Source organism: Pantoea folii (assembly GCF_056678875.1).
Map to the genome: position 1 here is coordinate 1 of NZ_JBWXON010000003.1, position 16932 is coordinate 16932.

The window sequence follows — 16932 nt, forward strand, 5'->3', positions numbered from 1 at the left end:
GGGGTGGAGCAGCCTGGTAGCTCGTCGGGCTCATAACCCGAAGGTCGTCGGTTCGAATCCGGCCCCCGCAACCAATTGTCTTAAGAAGAATACAATGTGAAAAGTCGCTTAACGCGGCAGACGGACGCGGGGTGGAGCAGCCTGGTAGCTCGTCGGGCTCATAACCCGAAGGTCGTCGGTTCGAATCCGGCCCCCGCAACCAATTACAGATAAGCACCTTAACGGGTGTTTTTTTGTTTTTGGCTTCCGGTAAAAAAAGCGGCGCAGTGGCCGCCCTCCTCTCAGCGACGCGCCAGCACCGCACCTTTATCGAAATACGCCTTAATCCCATGCAGAATCGCCTCAGCCACCTGATGCTGATAACGCGGCGTGCGCAGCTTACGCTCCTCCTCCACATTACTGATAAACGCGGTCTCCACCAGAATCGACGGAATATCCGGGGCTTTGAGCACCGCAAACCCCGCCTGATCCACCGTGCGTTTATGCAGGTGATTAATATGTCCCATGCGCGATAACACCTCTTTGCCGAACTTCAGGCTGTCGCTGATAGTCTGCCGCTGCACCATGTCGAACATGGTGTGATCCAGATAGCGGTCACCGCTCATGCTCACCCCACCAATCAGATCCGATTCGTTCTGGGTTTGTGCCAGGAAACGTGCGGCGGTGGACGTTGCGCCGCTGGTCGAGAGCGCGAACACCGACGAACCGCGCGCCGCACGGCTGGTAAAAGCATCGGCGTGAATCGAGACAAACAGATCGGCGCGCTGTTTACGTGCTTTCGCTACCCGCACGCGCAGCGGGATAAACACATCCTCGTTGCGCGTCATATACGCCTTCATGTTGCGCTCTTTGTCGATCAGCGCCTTCAGATAGCGACCAATCTTCAACACAATGTCCTTTTCGCGCGTTTTGTATTTGCCATGCGCACCGGGATCTTCGCCACCGTGACCGGGATCGATCATGATGATGATCGGACGATCGCGCCCCGCTTTGCCCGGCAAAGGTGCTTGCGCCGGTTGATCACGCTCAAGATCGCCCTGGTTGTAATCGTTCAGTAACGCCAGTAGCGGATCCTCTTCCGGCGAGGGCTGGCTCGGATAGAGATCGACCACTAAACGATGTTTGATGCCCGCAACCGGTGCCAGCGTGAAGATCTTCGGCGCAACGTTGCGTTTCAGCTCCAGCACCACCCGCACCGTGTTGGCATCAAACTGGCCAACTCGCGCATGTTTGATATAGGGATCGTCAACGCGCACCTGCTTATCCACCCCTCTCAGGACCGGATTGATATGCAGGTTATCGATGTCGATCACCAGACGATCGGGATTGCTCAACGTGAACTGTTTGTACTTGAGGGGGACGTTCGACTCCAGCGTCACGCGGGAGTAGGTTGACGAAGGCCAGATGCGCACCGCCACAATATGCTGGCTGGCCGCCAGCCCGGTTCGCGTTACGCTTAATAGCATGAGCGCGCCCGCACCCTGTATTAATCGTCGTCGTGTAAAAGCTTCGGACATGCCGCTCCAACTGCTGTGTAATGTCTAAAATATCGTCAATCGACGAGTGAAAGGCGAAAACTTTGCTTAACAAGCCATGGGTTGTTTTGCCAGAAAAACCAGATAATGCAGGCTGTTAGCGAGGGTTGCATCAGGAAAATCGTAAAGTAACGTCAGGCCCGGCGCTTGCATTAGCTGGCAAAAGAGCATAAAAATACACAAATTACGAATAAACATTCACAGAGGGTTTGCCGTGAAGGAACGTAGTACTGAACTGGTTCAGGGTTTTCGCCATACCGTTCCCTATATAAATGCCCACCGTGACAAGACCTTTGTCATTATGCTTGGCGGCGAAGCCATCGAGCATGAGAACTTTTCCAACATCGTTAACGACATTGGCTTGTTGCATAGTCTCGGCATTCGCCTGGTGGTTGTCTATGGTGCCAGACCGCAAATTGATGCCAGCATGGCCCAGCAACAGCTGGAACCGATTTACCACAAACACACGCGCGTAACCGATGCCCAATCACTGGAACTGGTGAAGCAGGCTGCAGGACGTTTGCAGCTGGATATCACCGCACGCCTGTCGATGAGCCTGAATAACACCCCGCTGCAGGGCGCGCACATCAACGTGGTAAGCGGTAACTTTATTATTGCCCAGCCGCTGGGCGTCGATGATGGCGTGGACTACTGCCACAGCGGCCGTATTCGTCGTATCGATGAAGAAGCCATCCATCGTCAGCTGGATAATGATGCCATTGTGCTGCTCGGCCCAGTCGCGGTGTCGGTGACCGGTGAAAGCTTTAACCTGACATCAGAAGAAGTGGCTACGCAGTTGGCTATCAAGCTAAAAGCCGAGAAAATGATTGGCTTCTGCTCCGAACAGGGCGTCACCAACCGCGAAGGCACGATTATTTCCGAACTGTTCCCCAACGAAGCGCAGACGCGTATAGATGAGATGGAAAACGACGGCGATTTCCTGTCGGGCACCGTGCGTTTCCTGCGCGGCGCGGTGAAAGCCTGCCGCAGCGGCGTGCGTCGTAGCCACCTGATCAGCTATCAGGAAGATGGCGCATTGATTCAGGAACTGTTCTCGCGTGACGGTATTGGTACGCAGATTGTGATGGAGTCCGCTGAGCAGATTCGTCGCGCCACCATCAACGATATCGGCGGCATCCTCGAATTGATTCGCCCGCTGGAGCAGCAAGGCATTCTGGTGCGTCGCTCACGCGAGCAGTTGGAAATGGAGATCGACAAATTCACCATTATTCAGCGCGATAATCTGACCATCGCTTGTGCCGCACTCTATCCGTTCCCGGATGAGCAGATTGGTGAAATGGCCTGCGTGGCGGTGCATCCCGATTACCGCAGTTCTTCACGCGGTGAGCTGTTGCTGGAGCGTGTGGCGCTACAGGCACGCCAGATGGGGTTGAAGAAGCTGTTTGTGCTGACCACCCGCAGTATTCACTGGTTCCAGGAACGCGGCTTTACGCCGGTGGATATTGAATCACTGCCGGAGAGTAAGAAGCAGATGTATAACTATCAGCGCCGGTCCAAAGTGCTGATGGCGGATTTGCGCTAACGGCGGGGAATGCCAGCTAGCGCGGTTAAAGGCAGTTAAAGGCAGTTAAAGGCAGTTAAAGGCAGTTAAAGGCAGTTAAAGGCAGCGTAGGGTAGGTTTCGCTAAACGGTCTGGAATTGCCCAACGTCTTAAACTGATAACGTTGTCAGGATGCGCATCCACGCGCATCCAATAAAACATCTGCATTGCCTGCGGTCGGTTTCTTTACCGACCTCAACTCTCGCTCAGAATGACTCTCCGCTTAACCGGTCCAACAATCCGCTGCGACGCTGAGTGCGTAATTGCACCGCACGACGAAATACGCCTTCATCGCTGTAAAGGGTTAACTGTTTGCGCGCACGCGTAATGGCGGTGTAAATCAGTTCGCGGGTGAGTACCGGTAAAAACTGTGCCGGCATCACCAGCCCGGTATGGTCGAACTCCGATCCCTGCGATTTATGCACCGTCATCGACCAGGCCGTATCATGCGCCGGTAACCGGCTTGGCTGTACGGCTTTGATGCTGCCATCCGGCAACGGGAAGAAAACTTTCAGCAGCCCTTCATCATCAAACAGCGTAATGCCAATATCGCCGTTAAACAGCCCAAGCGCGCTGTCATTGCGAGTCACCATCACCGGACGGCCCTGATACCAGCGGCTGCCCCCCTGCGGACGACGAATCAGCTGCATCTGCATCAGTTTTTGCTCAATACGCTGATTTAATCCCTGCACGCCAAACGGCCCTTCGCGCAGTGCGCACAGCAGCTGATAACGCCCAAATGCGTGCAGAATCTCTGCGGGCTGTGCTCGCTGGCTCACCAGCCGCAGGAATGGACGGTAGCCTTCCGCGATAGCATTCAGCATTGCCTGATAGGCCTCGCCATCATTGAGTGGCTGGCGTGATATATCGCTGAAGCCCGCGTTAAATGCGGCCTCAACCGCCTTTGGCTCACCGGCATTGACCGCAGCCGCCAGCTTGCCGATGCCCGAGTTAGCATCAAAGCGATAGCTCTTGCGTAGTAGGCAGATGGCGTCGCGCACGGCTGGCGCGCTGTCATCATCGTGGCCTTCAACCTGGCAACCGGTTAACGCACTCAGCTGGGCTGCACGCGCGACGCTGTATCCCGCTTCCGCACAGCGGCAAATATCGCCCAGTACCGCACCGGCTTCTACTGACGCCAGCTGATCGCGGTCACCAAGAAAAATCACGCGCGCCTGGGGTGGCAGTGCGGCGATGAGATTGGCCATCATGCCCAAATCAACCATTGAGGCTTCATCCACCACCAGCACATCCAGATGCAGCAGGTTACCGGCGTGATAGCGCAAGCGCTGGGTTTCGGGCTGGGCACCGAGCAAACGGTGCAGCGTGGTAGCTTCCGCTGGGAAGCGTTGGCGCTCGGTGTCGCTGACCGGCAGTTTTTGCAGCGCTTTACCGAGTGATTCGGTTAAACGCGCCGCCGCTTTGCCGGTCGGGGCTGCCAGTTGAATGCGCAGTGCACCCTGGCTCAGGCGAATCAATGCCGCCAGCAGTTTTGCCACGGTGGTGGTTTTCCCGGTGCCTGGGCCGCCGGAAATGACTGCTGTTTTCTGCGTTAGCGCCACCGCCGCCGCGATTTTTTGCCAGTCATCGGGTTCAGTACCAAACAGGTTATCCAGTACAGCACGCACCTCTCCATCAGGAAATGCCTGCGGAGCAGACTGCGCCTGAAAGAAACGCGCCACCTGCCCTTCATGGTGCCAGAGACGATGCAGATAAAGACGGCCTTCGGTCAGTACAATCGGTGCTGCCTGCCCGTTGTTGCTGTTGCTCAAAGCAGGCCAGCCAGCCAGAATTTGCGTCCAGTCCTGCGGCTCGCCCGCCGCCAGCCAGATGGCCTGCGCCAGTTCAGGATGGCGGCCATTGAATAACCCTTCACGGCTCAGCTGTGACAGCGGTAAGCAGACGTGCCCCTCACCCGCTTCCGCGCTGAGACAGGCAGCCGCCATGAGGCGTGCTGGCTGCGTGTCATCCGCCAGCAACAGGGCGAACTGAACATCCAGTGAGCGCAGCAAACGCAGCTCAACCGCCTGTTGAAGTAGCGCTGTAATGCCACTCATGCCGAGGCTCCCTGCCCGCGAAACAGGCTATCCAGTTGTGAAACAAAATCCAGAGTTGGCCGTGTGTGGAATACGCCGTTGGCCGGTGAAGTGCCATCCATGCCACGCAGGAACAGATAAAACACGCCGCCAAAGTGCTGCTCGTAGTCATAATCTGCCACGCGATGTTGAAGATAGCGATGTAGCGCCAGCGTGTAGAGCTGATATTGCAAATCATAGCGGTGGTCGATCATCGCCTGTCTCATCGCTGCTGGCGTATAAGCTTCGTGGCTGTCGCCCAGCCAGTTAGATTTGTAATCCAGCAGGTAATATTTGCCTTGCCAGCGGAACACCAGGTCAATGAAGCCTTTCAACATACCCTGTACCTCACGAAAATCGAGCGGCGGCGCATCGGACGATAAAGCATCCTGACGGATCAGCGCATCCAGATCATTCGCGGTCAGCAAACCGTCAATCGGCAAGTAGAAGCCCATCTCCACGAGTCGATCGCTGGTCTGTACTTGACCGAGCTGTATCCCCTGATCGTTGAGCGGCGTACTCACCACGCGCGCAATCCAATCCGTCAGTATCGGTTGCCAGTACAATGGATACCCATTCTGCTGCAGATGTTGCTCCAGCAATGCGGCCGTGGGGGGATGTGGGAAATCGAGAGATTCGAACAGTTCATGCAGGAAAGTCCCCGGCGCGGCGCCGCGCGGGAAATGGTGCGGTGTCAGTAGAGCTTCAGCGAGCTCTTCCTGCTGTTCTTCGCCTGCGGCTTCCAGATCGAAGCGTGGCATCACATCAAGTAGTCGCTGGCTACCGTGTTGCTGCATGCCTGAGTAGCTGGTGACGCGCCAGGGTTCCACCAGCGTGCGGCTAACGGTGCGGGCAGCCAATGTGTCATGAGCGGGATCAGGCGCGTGCCAGCGTTCGGCTACCTGTTCCTGCACGTGCATCACCTCGGTACCCGCGACATTGTGCTGATTGAGTAAAGTTTCCAGCTGTGCCGCTGTCGCCGCTTCACCACGCTGCAAAAGATGGCCCAGTGCGCTTTTATGCAGATCGCTCTCGCCTTCTTTTTTGCGCGTGCCGCGAAACAGCGGTGCCACACCTACGCTACAGTGATACACCGAACGGGTAAGTGCCACGTACAGCAAGCGCAGGTCTTCGGCCAAACGCTCCTGCTCGGCCATCGCCAGGCTTGCGTCATCGGCCTGCAGATCCAGCACCGCTTCAAAGTTGTCGCGATCGTGATACAGCGCGGTATCCGCCTCGCGGAATCCGGCGGCGAACGGCAGCCACACAAGCGGATATTGCAGTCCTTTAGATTTATGGATAGTGACGATCTGCACCAAATGGCGATCGCTTTCCAGACGCAATTGCTGGCTGGACGACTGACTGTCCGGGCTGGCTATCTGCTGCGCCAGATAACGCACCAGCGCGTGCGGGCTGTCGAGCTGCGCCGCCGCCTCCTGCATCAGTTCGCCCAGATGCAGCAAATCGGTCAGGCGGCGTTCGCCATTTTCTGAGGCGAGCAGGTTTTCCGCAAGCTGGCGTTCCTGTATCAGCTGGCGCAGCATCGGCAGTACGCCGCGCTGCTGCCACAGCAGTTGCCAGCGGGCAAAAGTCTCTACCAGCTCATCCCAGCCGCGCGCATCCTGATCCAACGCATCCAGCTGTGCCGCATCAAAGGTAAACAGCGAGGTAGCGAGCGCCGTGCGCAGCATGCGCTCCTGCTCGGGAGCCAGCACCGCCTGCAGTAACCACAGCAACTCGCGCGCTTCGGGCGTGGTGTAGACGCTGTCGCGGTTCGATAAATAGACCGAGGGAATGCCAAGCTGGTTAAGTGCTTCACGGATCAGATTGGCTTCGTTGCGGCTGCGCACCAGCACCGTGATATCCGATGCCTGCACCGGGCGTTGCGCGGCCGCTTTACCCAGCAGCGCACGCTGTTGCTGACCCGCCTGTAACCAGTGGCTGATATCCGCGGCACACTGTCGCGCTAACGCCTGCTGATAATCGCCTACGCTGCACCCGTCGCCCGGCAGCAGCCAGAAACGCAGTGCCGCCTGATCCTGGTTATCCAGTGTGAGAGAAAGCGTCTGATTTGGCTCAGCGAAGTGCACCGGCAAGAAAGGGATAGCATCAAAGACAAAAGGCGCTTCGAGCCGATTGAACAGCTGATTGACGCTCTCCACCATTGCTGGCGAAGAGCGCCAGTTGGTGTCAAGGGTGTAATGCGCGCTCACTTCATTGCGCGCGCGGATATAGGTAAAGATGTCTGCGCCACGAAAGGCGTAAATGGCCTGTTTTGGATCGCCAATCAACAGCAACGCATGCTCGGGTTGATTACCGTACAGCGTGCGGAAAATGCGGTATTGCTGCGGATCGGTATCCTGGAACTCATCAATTAACGCCACCGGGTAACGCTGACGAATCGCCTGCGCCAGCATTTCTCCTGCAGGCTGCTGCAGGGCATCATCCAGTCGGCTCAGGAGATCATCAAAACCCAGCAGCGCCTGCTGGCGTTTCTCTTTCCGTACGGCGGCGCGGATATCCACCAGCGCGCGCGCAATCAGCAAATCGCGTAGTGAAATGGGCTGAGTCAGAAACAGGTCGATGGCCACAAACAGGGCATGGTGCGGAGGATGGCCTTTTTTGGTTTTCTCCTCCAGCACCCGTTGACCAAAGCGCGCCAGCTCTGCGGGCACCTGATAATCCAGGGTTTCACTCTGTGCCCAGAAACTGACTTTATTCACCCACACCGGCAGATTTTTACTGCTGTAGCTGCGTTTGTCCACGTCGGACTGCCCCACCAGCGTCAGCACCTCTTCACCCACCGCGCGCCACTCGGCTTTCATCGCGTTAATGCGCGCCAGGTTTTCGTTGTGGCGCATCGTCAGCGTTTCGTCGTCAGCGGGCGCTAAACGCAGGTTAGGTGATTCGCCTTGCAGCCACGGCCGCAACGTCGCCAGCAATTGCTCCGGACCACTCCACTCACTGACAATCACGCGGGCGATATCCAGCGAGAGGGGATAACAGTGGCGACGCCAGAAATCGGCAGTGGCCTGACGCAGCAGCAGTTGTTCATCTTCAATCAACTGCTGTTCAAACAGCATGCCGGATTCAAAGGCATTGAGATTGAGCATGCGCTGACAAAAGCCGTGGATGGTAAAGATAGCCGCTTCATCCATCTGCCGCTCTGCAGCCAGCAGTAGCGATGCCGCTTCTGCTGGCTGCGGCATCTCCAGTAGCAACTGCATCAGCATCGGATTGCGGCTGGTACCGCGAATGCAGGCCAGCCGCAGCTCATGGATGTTGGCACGGATACGTCCGCGCAGCTCTGCGGTGGCCGCCTCGGTAAAGGTCACGACCAGAATTTCTTCGACCGACAGTGGCCGGGCATAGGCATGTTGCCCGCCCAGCCCCAACAAAAGCCGCAGATAAAGCAGCCCAATGGTGAAGGTTTTGCCGGTTCCAGCAGACGCCTCAATCAGCCGCTCGCCACGCAACGGCAGCGTCAGCGGATTGAGCGGTTCTGGCGGCTGAATCAGACTCATTGCGCGTCACTCTTAACCGGCAGGGATTGCTGTAGCTTCTCCACCTGATCCCAGGTCGTGAAGCCCGGCAGAGGTGCATAATCATCTTTGGTGGCGCCATCGTGGCTACCGCCAATCTGCGAAATCATCGCCATGCCCTGCTGTTCCAGCACCGCTTTATGGAAGAAATCGGCCACGCCCTGCGGCGTGAGCTTTTGAATCTGCTCGATGGCTTTTTCACGGGTATCGAAAGCAAAATTCTGCCGGTTGAAGTCACGGCTGTAGCGATTCGCTTCTTCATCAAGCGTTTGCGGGCGCTGTTTTAAGTCGTTGATCAGCGCCTGCTGATACTGGGCAAAATCTTCCGGTTTCATGTCGCGCAGGCGTTGCTCAGCCTGCGGATAGAACGCCTCAAAGCGCTGCATCAGATAGGCTGGCTGCTTGCTGTTGCTTTGCAGCAGGAAGCCAATCCCCCACTGGCGACCAATCGGCATCTGATACGAGAACACCGCATAGCCCAACTGTTCCTGGGTGCGCAGTTGGTTATAGAACCAGGGTTGGACAATCTGGCTCAACATGGTGCTGTTGGCCATGCTTTGATACTCGTCGTAACCCAGAGGCACGTAGAGTGCTGCCAGTGCAGAATCCGTGCTGCTTCCTGCGGTTTGCAGGTTGGCCTTCATGGCTTTATCGATCACCACGTCATCGCTGTGCCAGTAACTGTGACCATCGCTGTGCAACTGCTGTTGCAGATCGGTTCCCAGCTGTTTAACGCGATCGGCGGAGAGGTTGCCCACCACCATCATTTCCGGCGTAGCGTTGCGCAGTAAGGCATCACGGTAATCCGTCACGTCTTTCAGCGTCAGATCTTTCACTAGCTTGCGGCGCGTCTCACGCTGGGTATACGGCAGCTGTGACAGCATCTGCATCGGTTGAATCGCCTGCTCGAAGGCTTTGCCCTTCTCGGCGGCTTCCAGTCGATCCAGATACCAGGATTTTGCCTGTTCCAGTTGCTGTGCGTCCGGCTGGAAGCTGGCATAGCCCTCAACCAGTTTTTTCAGTAACTCCGGCAGACGCTGGGTAAAACCACTGGCGCTGAACACAATGCCGTCATCTTCACCGGTAGAAAAACTGATCCCCCCCACTGACGCCTGCGAGTTCAACTCATCCAGCGCCACGCTTGAGAGATAATCATTCAGGCCAAATAACACCTGCTGACGCGCGTCGCTTATTGCCGCTTTGTTGCGCAGTGCCAGAGTAATGGCTGCCTTTGGTTCACTGGCGTAGAACTGGCTTGGCATCCAGTAGATGCGCATGCTGTCACCGTCGGTCAGCGCCACCGGATGCGTATACGTTTTGCCATCACCAGGCATAATGGAGAAATCAGAAGGGATATACGGATTCAGCGTCGGCATCGACAGCTGAATCTGCGTACCACGCTGCTGCCAGTCACTGAACTGTGCATCACTGATTTTATCGACCTGGTAAGGCGCATTGACAAAATAGGCTTCTTTGTTGTGCGGCTCATTCGGGCTGATATACCAGATGCGGGCATTTTGCGGTGTCATCTCATCCAGACGAGATTTGATCGCCGCAGGATCAAAGTTATCCGCGAGATAAGGTGCATCCAGCGTATGATCCACTGGCACGCGCAGCATGGTATCCACTAACCATTCGATGTAATCCATGTCGCGGGTGATCGACGGATAGCGGAAATCCAGCGCCAGCACATGCGACACTTCATCGAAATAGCCCTTATCGATGCCTTTATTACGCAGCATATCGAGGTAGCTAAAGATCGCCGCCACCACTTCATCACGCTGTGCCAGGCCTTTGTCGGTCAGGGAGACCGTGATGGCAAACACGCCGCTGTTGCGGTCCGTCATCGGATCGGCACCGGCATTCACACCGTCGGCCAGCCCCTGCTTTTGCAGCCAGTCGTTAAGGGTGTTTTTACTGCGGTTGCCCAGGATGTAACTGATCAACGTATCGGTTTTGCTGCGGAACTGGTCGCTGTTGTTGGCGATGCGGAATTCAACTTTAAGCTGTTTACGCGGTTGGGCAGGCACGTAGTGGATGATGATGCCTTTCTGCGCATCGGTCACCACCGGCACTTCGATTTTCGGTACGATGGCCTGATGGTTAGCCACTCGTCCAAAAGTCTGGACCGCAATGTCGGCCATCTCTGGCAGCGATTTGTTGCTGTATATCACCGCTTTCATCAGATTGGCGGAGTAGTGGCTGTGATAAAACTCGGTCAGCGCCTGATGCAAATTGCTGTCGGGCTTATCGCGCAGCGTATCAAGGTTACCGCCTGAGTAGCGGGAAGCTGGATGCGCTGGATTCAGGGTTTCCGCCCCGACCTGCGCCATACGCAGGCCGTCGCGCGTACGCGCCATAGTGAGCTCTGCATTAACTGCATGACGCTCACGATCGGCGTTGACCGGATCGAGCAAAGGCTCTGCAATGGCATCGGCCAGACGATCCACCGCCGGTTGCAGTGCATCGTTTTCCACTTCCAGATAGAACGCGGTGCGATAAGAAGCGGTACTGGCATTGTGACTGCCGCCGTGCTTTTTCAGGAATTCGGCCAGATTATCCGGTTGCGGATAGCGTTTTGAGCCCATCAACACCATATGTTCGGTATAGTGCGCCAGCCCTAGCTGCTGATTGGGATCGTCCAGCGAGCCGATAGGCAACGTCAGTGCGGCCAGTGATTTAGGCGCTTCTTTGTCAGACACCAGCAACACCGTCATACCGTTAGTCAGCGTGATGGCCTGATAACTGCGCGGATCGTGATCGCTTTTTCGAATCGTTTCATTGATGGGCTGCCAGCCGCGATCGCTATCGGCAAAGGCATTCAGCGCCAGCATGCTCAGCAGCAGCGCTCCCATCCAGCGTGCGTAAATCCGCATTTAAACCCCTTTCTTTACCCTTTACCGCTGGCTGTGTGCCCAGCGGCGCAATAGACAACTTTTTATTATTTTGGGAACACCCGCAAAAGCGGCGTTACCCAATTGCTATTCATCATCTTGATGCGCAAGGCGCACCGGTAAATACCACTGGCGAGCGGCGGCAACAATTACCTGCACCGCCTCATCATCCAGCGTACGGCTCAGGCGCTGCAGATAAGGATCGCTGCCTTCGCCCTCCACCTGAAAACCACCCTGCCAGGCTTGCAGCAATTTGTTCAATGCCTTTTTCTGCGTGGCGTCATCGTCCAGCAACTGGCCGGATTTTCGATCAAAACTGGCATCCAGCCACGCGCCACCCGATTTGTTCAGCAACATCAACGGTTCCGTCATCCCCGCCTGATAAGCCGTCACGTATTCGTTCAACAGTGACAGCGCAGACTCAGCGTCGATGGCTTTAAAACGCCAGCGGCTTTGTTTGCGCCCGTACATGCGGCTTTCACCTGTGCCGCCCAACGCGCAGTACACCAGATGCTCCAGCCACAATAGCAGGCCATCGTTCATGTTCAGCACGCCCGGACGCCAGCGTAATAACCCATCAGCTTGCACCTGGGTTAACCAGCCGGTCAACTGCACTCCGTTAAGCGGCAGATTGATTTCCCAACTCTCTGCGGGCTGACGCTGTCCGCTCACTTCCGCAGCCACTTCCTGCATCTCTTCGGTCTGGCTCTGCCAGAAAAGTTCCCCAAAAGCACCATAAGGCAGATTGCCCGCAGCGCGATGACGCGCATAAAGCTGCGCGGGATCCTCACCGTTGACCAGGGTATTCAGTAGCTGCGCATTGATTTGATAACGCTCCAGACTATCTGGCGCAAACGGCTCGCTGTCCGGCAATTCGCTCTCTTCCATCCAGAAAGCCACGCCCAGCCGCTGCTGGAACCAGGCCCGTACCGGATGACGCCAGAAGCGCAGCAATTGCTCAAGCGAGAGCGTTTCCAGCGGCAGTGGCGGCAACCTTTGCACAAAGTCTGGCTGTGCCACGCCATTGCCGGTGGCAGCGGGCAACCATTCTGCGGCGAAGCTCTGGCCGTAAGCGTCAGGGCGGAAGTTCTCCGCTGCAAAGGGCATGCGGCTGTGGAGCTTCTGTAAATGTTCACGAACACGCTGCTCGCTGACGTCGGGTTCGCACGCTTCATCGCCTGGCAGACAAAAACTCTGACCAAGATAATCCACCAACTCCGTCACCAGCACGGAGGGATAACGCTCAGTGTTGTCCTGGATCGCACGACCGATATAGCTGATGTAGAGCTGATGCTGTGCCGAAATCAGGGCTTCAAGGAACAGGTAGCGGTCATCATCACGGCGGCTGCGATCGCCTTTGCGTGCCTGCTGCTGCATCAGGTCAAAACCGAGCGGCGCCAGCGTGCGTGGATAGACGCCATCGTTCATCCCCAGCAAGCAGACGACTTTGAACGGAATCGAACGCATTGGCATCAGGGTACAGAAGTTTATCGGCCCGGCCAGGAAGCGCTGACTGATACGCTGCTGATCGAGGCGCGAGCGCAACTCATCACGCAGTAAGGTGACGGGAATCGGTTGCTGATAATCAGCCTGCGTGCCCTGCTCAATAATCTGTTTCCACTGGGTTTCAACCAGCAGTAATGCTGCGTCGCTTTCGGCATCGCCGTTGAAGAAGCTGTCGATCAGCTCGCGGCACAGCGGCAACCACTCCGGTAGCGTACGCTCGCCAGTCAGTCGGGTGCGCCACGACTCTAAGCGAGAGAGCAATTCGGCCAGATGCCCGGCCAGTTCGGCAATCAATCCGCTGGATTCGTCGTAAGGCAGAATGCCCTGCCAGTCACCGTTGCGGCTTTCCAGCGCGTAACCCAGTAGCATGCGCTGCAGGCCGAAGCGCCAGGTATGTTGACCGGTGGCAGGCAGTGCCAATGCTTCGACGCTGGCATCATCCAGCCCCCATCGAATACCGGATTCCATCACCCAACGGCGCAGCAGGCGCAAACCGCTTTCATCCACCGAGAAGCGCTGCGCCAGCGCAGGCACTTCGAGCAGTGCCAGCACTTCTTCGGAAGCAAAGCGGCTGTCTGGCAGCGCCAGCAAGCTTAATAGGGCCAGAATCGCCGGATGTGCCTGGCTGGCGCGGCGATCCGAGATGGCAAACGGCAGATAACGATCCGCAGGCGCACTGGCAAACGCCGCCTGAATGAAGGGCGCGTAGCTATCGATATCCGCCACCATCACGATGATGTCGCGCGCTTTGAGATCGGGATCGGCCTCCATCAGCGCCAGCAGATGATCCTGTAACACTTCCACTTCACGCTGAGCGCTATGACATACCTGTAGCGTGATGGTGCGATCATCAGGGTCGAGCACCCGTTTTTTGTGGCTGTTACCCAGTTCATCGGCATGCAAACCGATCACGGCGTGGTCATCAAGGTTAAGCAGATCGGCTTGCAGACTGTGTAGCAGGCTGTCCTGCGGCATCTCAACAAAGGCATCAATATCGTTAGCGGCGGATTCCATCTGACTGAGCAGAAACAGATTATCGCGCCCCAGTTTGCCCCACGAGGCCAATAATGGATTGGTAAGTTGCTGCTCGCCGAGTTCATTGAACAGCGTTGGGGCAGCTTCGGGATCGCGGAACAGCGACTGCGCCTCGTCAGACTGCATGCGGCGACGTTTGCGGCTCTGCAATTTCGCGAGGAAAGCGTAATCCTGAATATCGCCCCAGTAGTGGCGGCAGGGGTTGGTAAACAGCAGATGAATATCAATATGGCGGCCAAGCGCTTCCAGCGCCTGCAAATACACCGGCGGCAGCGCGGAGATACCACAAATAAACACGCGCTGCGGCAATCCCGCCGGTGGCGTTTCGGCCTGCTCCAGCGCCTGGATAAAACGCGCATACAGATTGGCACGATGCCACATCGGCTGACCTAACTGCTCGGTGAACGCCACCAAATCGCGCCACAGCGGTGCCTGCCACTGCTGGGCATCACTCAGGCCATCAATGAGTTCTCCGCGCTCCCAGCTGTTGAGCCAGTCAGATCGATACACCAGATATTGGTCAAACAGATCTGCAACGCGAGCGCTGAGCTGATACAGCTTGCGCTTGTCATCGTCATCATTGAGGTAGTGACGTAATGGCTGGAACGCATCCTGCTCCAGCAAGGTGGGCAAGCGATGCATCAGTTTCCAGCTCATGCTGGCTTTGGTAAAAGCGCTCTCCTCAGGAATGCCGGGCAACACTTTGACAAACATGTTCCAGATAAAGGTCGCAGGCAGCGGAAAGTCGATATTCGCCGCGATACCAAAACTGTTTGCCAGTTCCATCTGCAGCCACTGCGCCATGCCGGGGCTTTGCACCAGCACCTGTTCGGCCGCGAGTGCATCGTTCAGCGGCTGGTTTTCAATCAGAATGCCTGCCAGATTTTTCAACAGATCGAGCTGATTGGAGTGGTAAACCCGGAACATAAATCTCCTTGAGAGGGAAAACAGCGCAGCCTGGTCACTCTACCCTGTATCGTTAACGATGCCTATCACCGAGGTCACCTTAGTGACAATTGAGCTGGGCCAGACTGGCACTGCGCTGTTGTGGGCTCGTCACCGTGACGCGCTCCAGCACGCATCCTATACCCACACTTTGCTGCTGACGCTCAATCTGCCAGCCCGCCACCCCGCGCCCCAGCAACGCTTGTCCGGCAACCTGCCACGCCTGGCGCTGCTGCCACTGCTGACTAAATCCCAGGGCCAGCGCCCGATGGTATTGCAACAGCGTGCTGATGGTCATCGCCAGCAGCAGCATCGCTACCAGCGTTTCTGCCAGGCTAAAGCCCTGCTGATCCTGCCTGCGACTGGCAGTGCTCCGGTTTAGACAATGGACAGTAGTCAATCCAGCCGTGCGCCTCGGGTTGCAGCCGATGGCTGCGTGGTGAGACCCATTGCCAGAGGCGGAGATCACTCTTTTCATCCTGACCCGATAACAGCGCATTGCCCTCCTCCATCTGCAATAAGCAGCTTAACCACTGGTGCGCGGACTGTTGCTGACATTGCCAGCCGGACGCCGCTGGCCAACTCTGCATCAGCCCCCATTGCAACGCAGCCTGTGCCTGCGCAAAATCTTTATGATGCTGCTGCGTATCGGCCACCAGCACCATGCCCTGTGACAACTGCGTGCGCGTGGCATGCAGCGTCAGGCTGCCGAGCAGTAACAGCATCAGCACCATGCCCAGCGTGCTGTTGCCGTGCTGGCTCATAAGTTTCGTCCTTCAATCCAGTGCTCAACCTGCAGGCTTTGTATACCCGATCGCCCCGTCAGATGGAGCATTAACCGGGTGCCTTGCCGCACCACGCTAAAATGCTCGATGGTGAGGAAAGCGGGATCGGTTAGGCGTTCCCAACCATTGCCGTTGCAGTTATCCACCGCGCGCTGCATTTCCAGCTGCCCGCTGCGCAACCGATAGCCGTAAAAGTCGCTGTCACTACTGCCCACATCTTCCCAGCGCCCATTGCTGTTTTCATCCCAGCGCAGCAATACACAGCTGCCACTCGCAGCCAGAGTCAGTGCGGGACCAGTACATTGCCCACGACAATATCCCGCGCGCTGTAACGCTTTTTGCAGCGTATGAGAAAGCTGCTGTAGCTCCTGCTGCAATTGCACACGCTGCTGCAGGCGCAGATTTTGCTCCAGCAGTAGCGGCAAAAATCGCCCCACGCTGACCATCAATATCGCCCCCACCGACAGCGCAATCAGCATCTCCAGCAGGCTGAAACCGGCCTCCGCTACTCGCACCCTTTTTCTCCCGTCTGGCAGGCGCGAATACGTGCTCGCGCAGAGATAATCACCCGCCAGCGACCGGCCGCATTTTCAATCTCAATGCTGCCAGGGCGCGCCACGTCACGCCGTCCAAAGAAACCCGGCTCGCCGATGATGGCACTGAAGCGTACCCCGGCATGCGGCGGTGCTAGCCACCAGCGTGAAGGCAGTTCACAGCCCTCCGCCGGTTTTACACCTACGCCCAAACAGCCGCGTTCGCCGGGAATCAGCCACAAATTGAGATCGCTGTTATGCCCGTTCGCATGGGCGCGCAGCCGTAACAGAAACCCCTGCAGCTGCTGCACGCTATCGCGCAGTTGTTGATGCTGCTGCCAGCGCTGCCAACTATGCAGGGCGCCGAGGCTGAGTATGCCGGCGATGACCATCACCAGTAGCAGCTCCGGTAAGGTGAAACCGAGGTTTGCGTGTTTGTTCATGGCAGCCAATGTGCGCTTCAATCGAACAGGCAACAAGGCATCAAGCGGCAGGATGGAAAGCGTCGCGCAGGCTGTTTT

General features: G+C 56.9%; 10 protein-coding genes and 1 tRNA gene. 2 read left to right on the plus strand and 9 right to left on the minus strand.

Annotation, left to right across the window (positions count from 1 at the left end):
* Window positions 1-125 precede the first annotated feature (125 nt).
* Window positions 126-202, plus strand: a tRNA-Met gene (locus AC1MDE_RS05140).
* 79 nt (window positions 203-281) lie between these two features.
* Here AC1MDE_RS05140 and amiC read toward each other — a convergent pair.
* Window positions 282-1517: an N-acetylmuramoyl-L-alanine amidase AmiC gene (gene amiC / locus AC1MDE_RS05145; RefSeq protein WP_480344354.1), complete on the minus strand. Its 1236-nt coding sequence runs from the start codon at window positions 1515-1517 to the stop codon at window positions 282-284.
* A 232-nt stretch (window positions 1518-1749) separates the two neighbouring features.
* Between amiC and argA the strand changes: the two genes are divergently transcribed.
* Window positions 1750-3078 (plus strand): amino-acid N-acetyltransferase, encoded by a 1329-nt coding sequence (gene argA, locus AC1MDE_RS05150; protein ID WP_479401598.1) that lies wholly within the window; start codon window positions 1750-1752, stop codon window positions 3076-3078.
* Between the two features lie 224 nt (window positions 3079-3302).
* Here the strand turns inward: argA and recD are convergent, their stop codons facing one another.
* From recD to AC1MDE_RS05190, 8 genes are all read right to left on the minus strand, one after another.
* A complete protein-coding gene (recD, locus tag AC1MDE_RS05155; RefSeq protein ID WP_480344355.1) occupies window positions 3303-5153 on the minus strand; it encodes an exodeoxyribonuclease V subunit alpha in 1851 nt (616 codons plus the stop codon).
* Window positions 5150-8695 carry an exodeoxyribonuclease V subunit beta gene (recB, locus tag AC1MDE_RS05160; protein WP_480344356.1) on the minus strand — a complete coding sequence of 1182 codons (3546 nt, stop codon included), beginning with the start codon at window positions 8693-8695 and terminating at the stop codon, window positions 5150-5152. The genes recD and recB overlap by 4 nt, the downstream gene beginning before the upstream one ends.
* A complete protein-coding gene (gene ptrA, locus AC1MDE_RS05165) occupies window positions 8692-11589 on the minus strand; it encodes a pitrilysin (protein WP_479401596.1) in 2898 nt (965 codons plus the stop codon). The genes recB and ptrA overlap by 4 nt, the downstream gene beginning before the upstream one ends.
* A 105-nt stretch (window positions 11590-11694) precedes the next feature.
* On the minus strand, window positions 11695-15075 hold the full coding sequence (recC, locus tag AC1MDE_RS05170; RefSeq protein ID WP_480344357.1) for an exodeoxyribonuclease V subunit gamma: 3381 nt from the start codon (window positions 15073-15075) through the stop codon (window positions 11695-11697).
* 79 nt (window positions 15076-15154) lie between these two features.
* Window positions 15155-15493 (minus strand): prepilin-type N-terminal cleavage/methylation domain-containing protein, encoded by a 339-nt coding sequence (locus tag AC1MDE_RS05175; RefSeq protein WP_236699783.1) that lies wholly within the window; start codon window positions 15491-15493, stop codon window positions 15155-15157.
* Window positions 15429-15857: a DUF2509 family protein gene (locus tag AC1MDE_RS05180; protein ID WP_058961808.1), complete on the minus strand. Its 429-nt coding sequence runs from the start codon at window positions 15855-15857 to the stop codon at window positions 15429-15431. Before AC1MDE_RS05180 ends, AC1MDE_RS05175 begins: the two co-directional genes overlap by 65 nt.
* On the minus strand, window positions 15854-16393 hold the full coding sequence (locus tag AC1MDE_RS05185) for a prepilin peptidase-dependent protein (RefSeq protein ID WP_058961809.1): 540 nt from the start codon (window positions 16391-16393) through the stop codon (window positions 15854-15856). Before AC1MDE_RS05185 ends, AC1MDE_RS05180 begins: the two co-directional genes overlap by 4 nt.
* Window positions 16384-16854 carry a prepilin-type N-terminal cleavage/methylation domain-containing protein gene (locus tag AC1MDE_RS05190; RefSeq protein ID WP_479402460.1) on the minus strand — a complete coding sequence of 157 codons (471 nt, stop codon included), beginning with the start codon at window positions 16852-16854 and terminating at the stop codon, window positions 16384-16386. Before AC1MDE_RS05190 ends, AC1MDE_RS05185 begins: the two co-directional genes overlap by 10 nt.
* Between the last annotated feature and the right edge of the window lie 78 nt (window positions 16855-16932).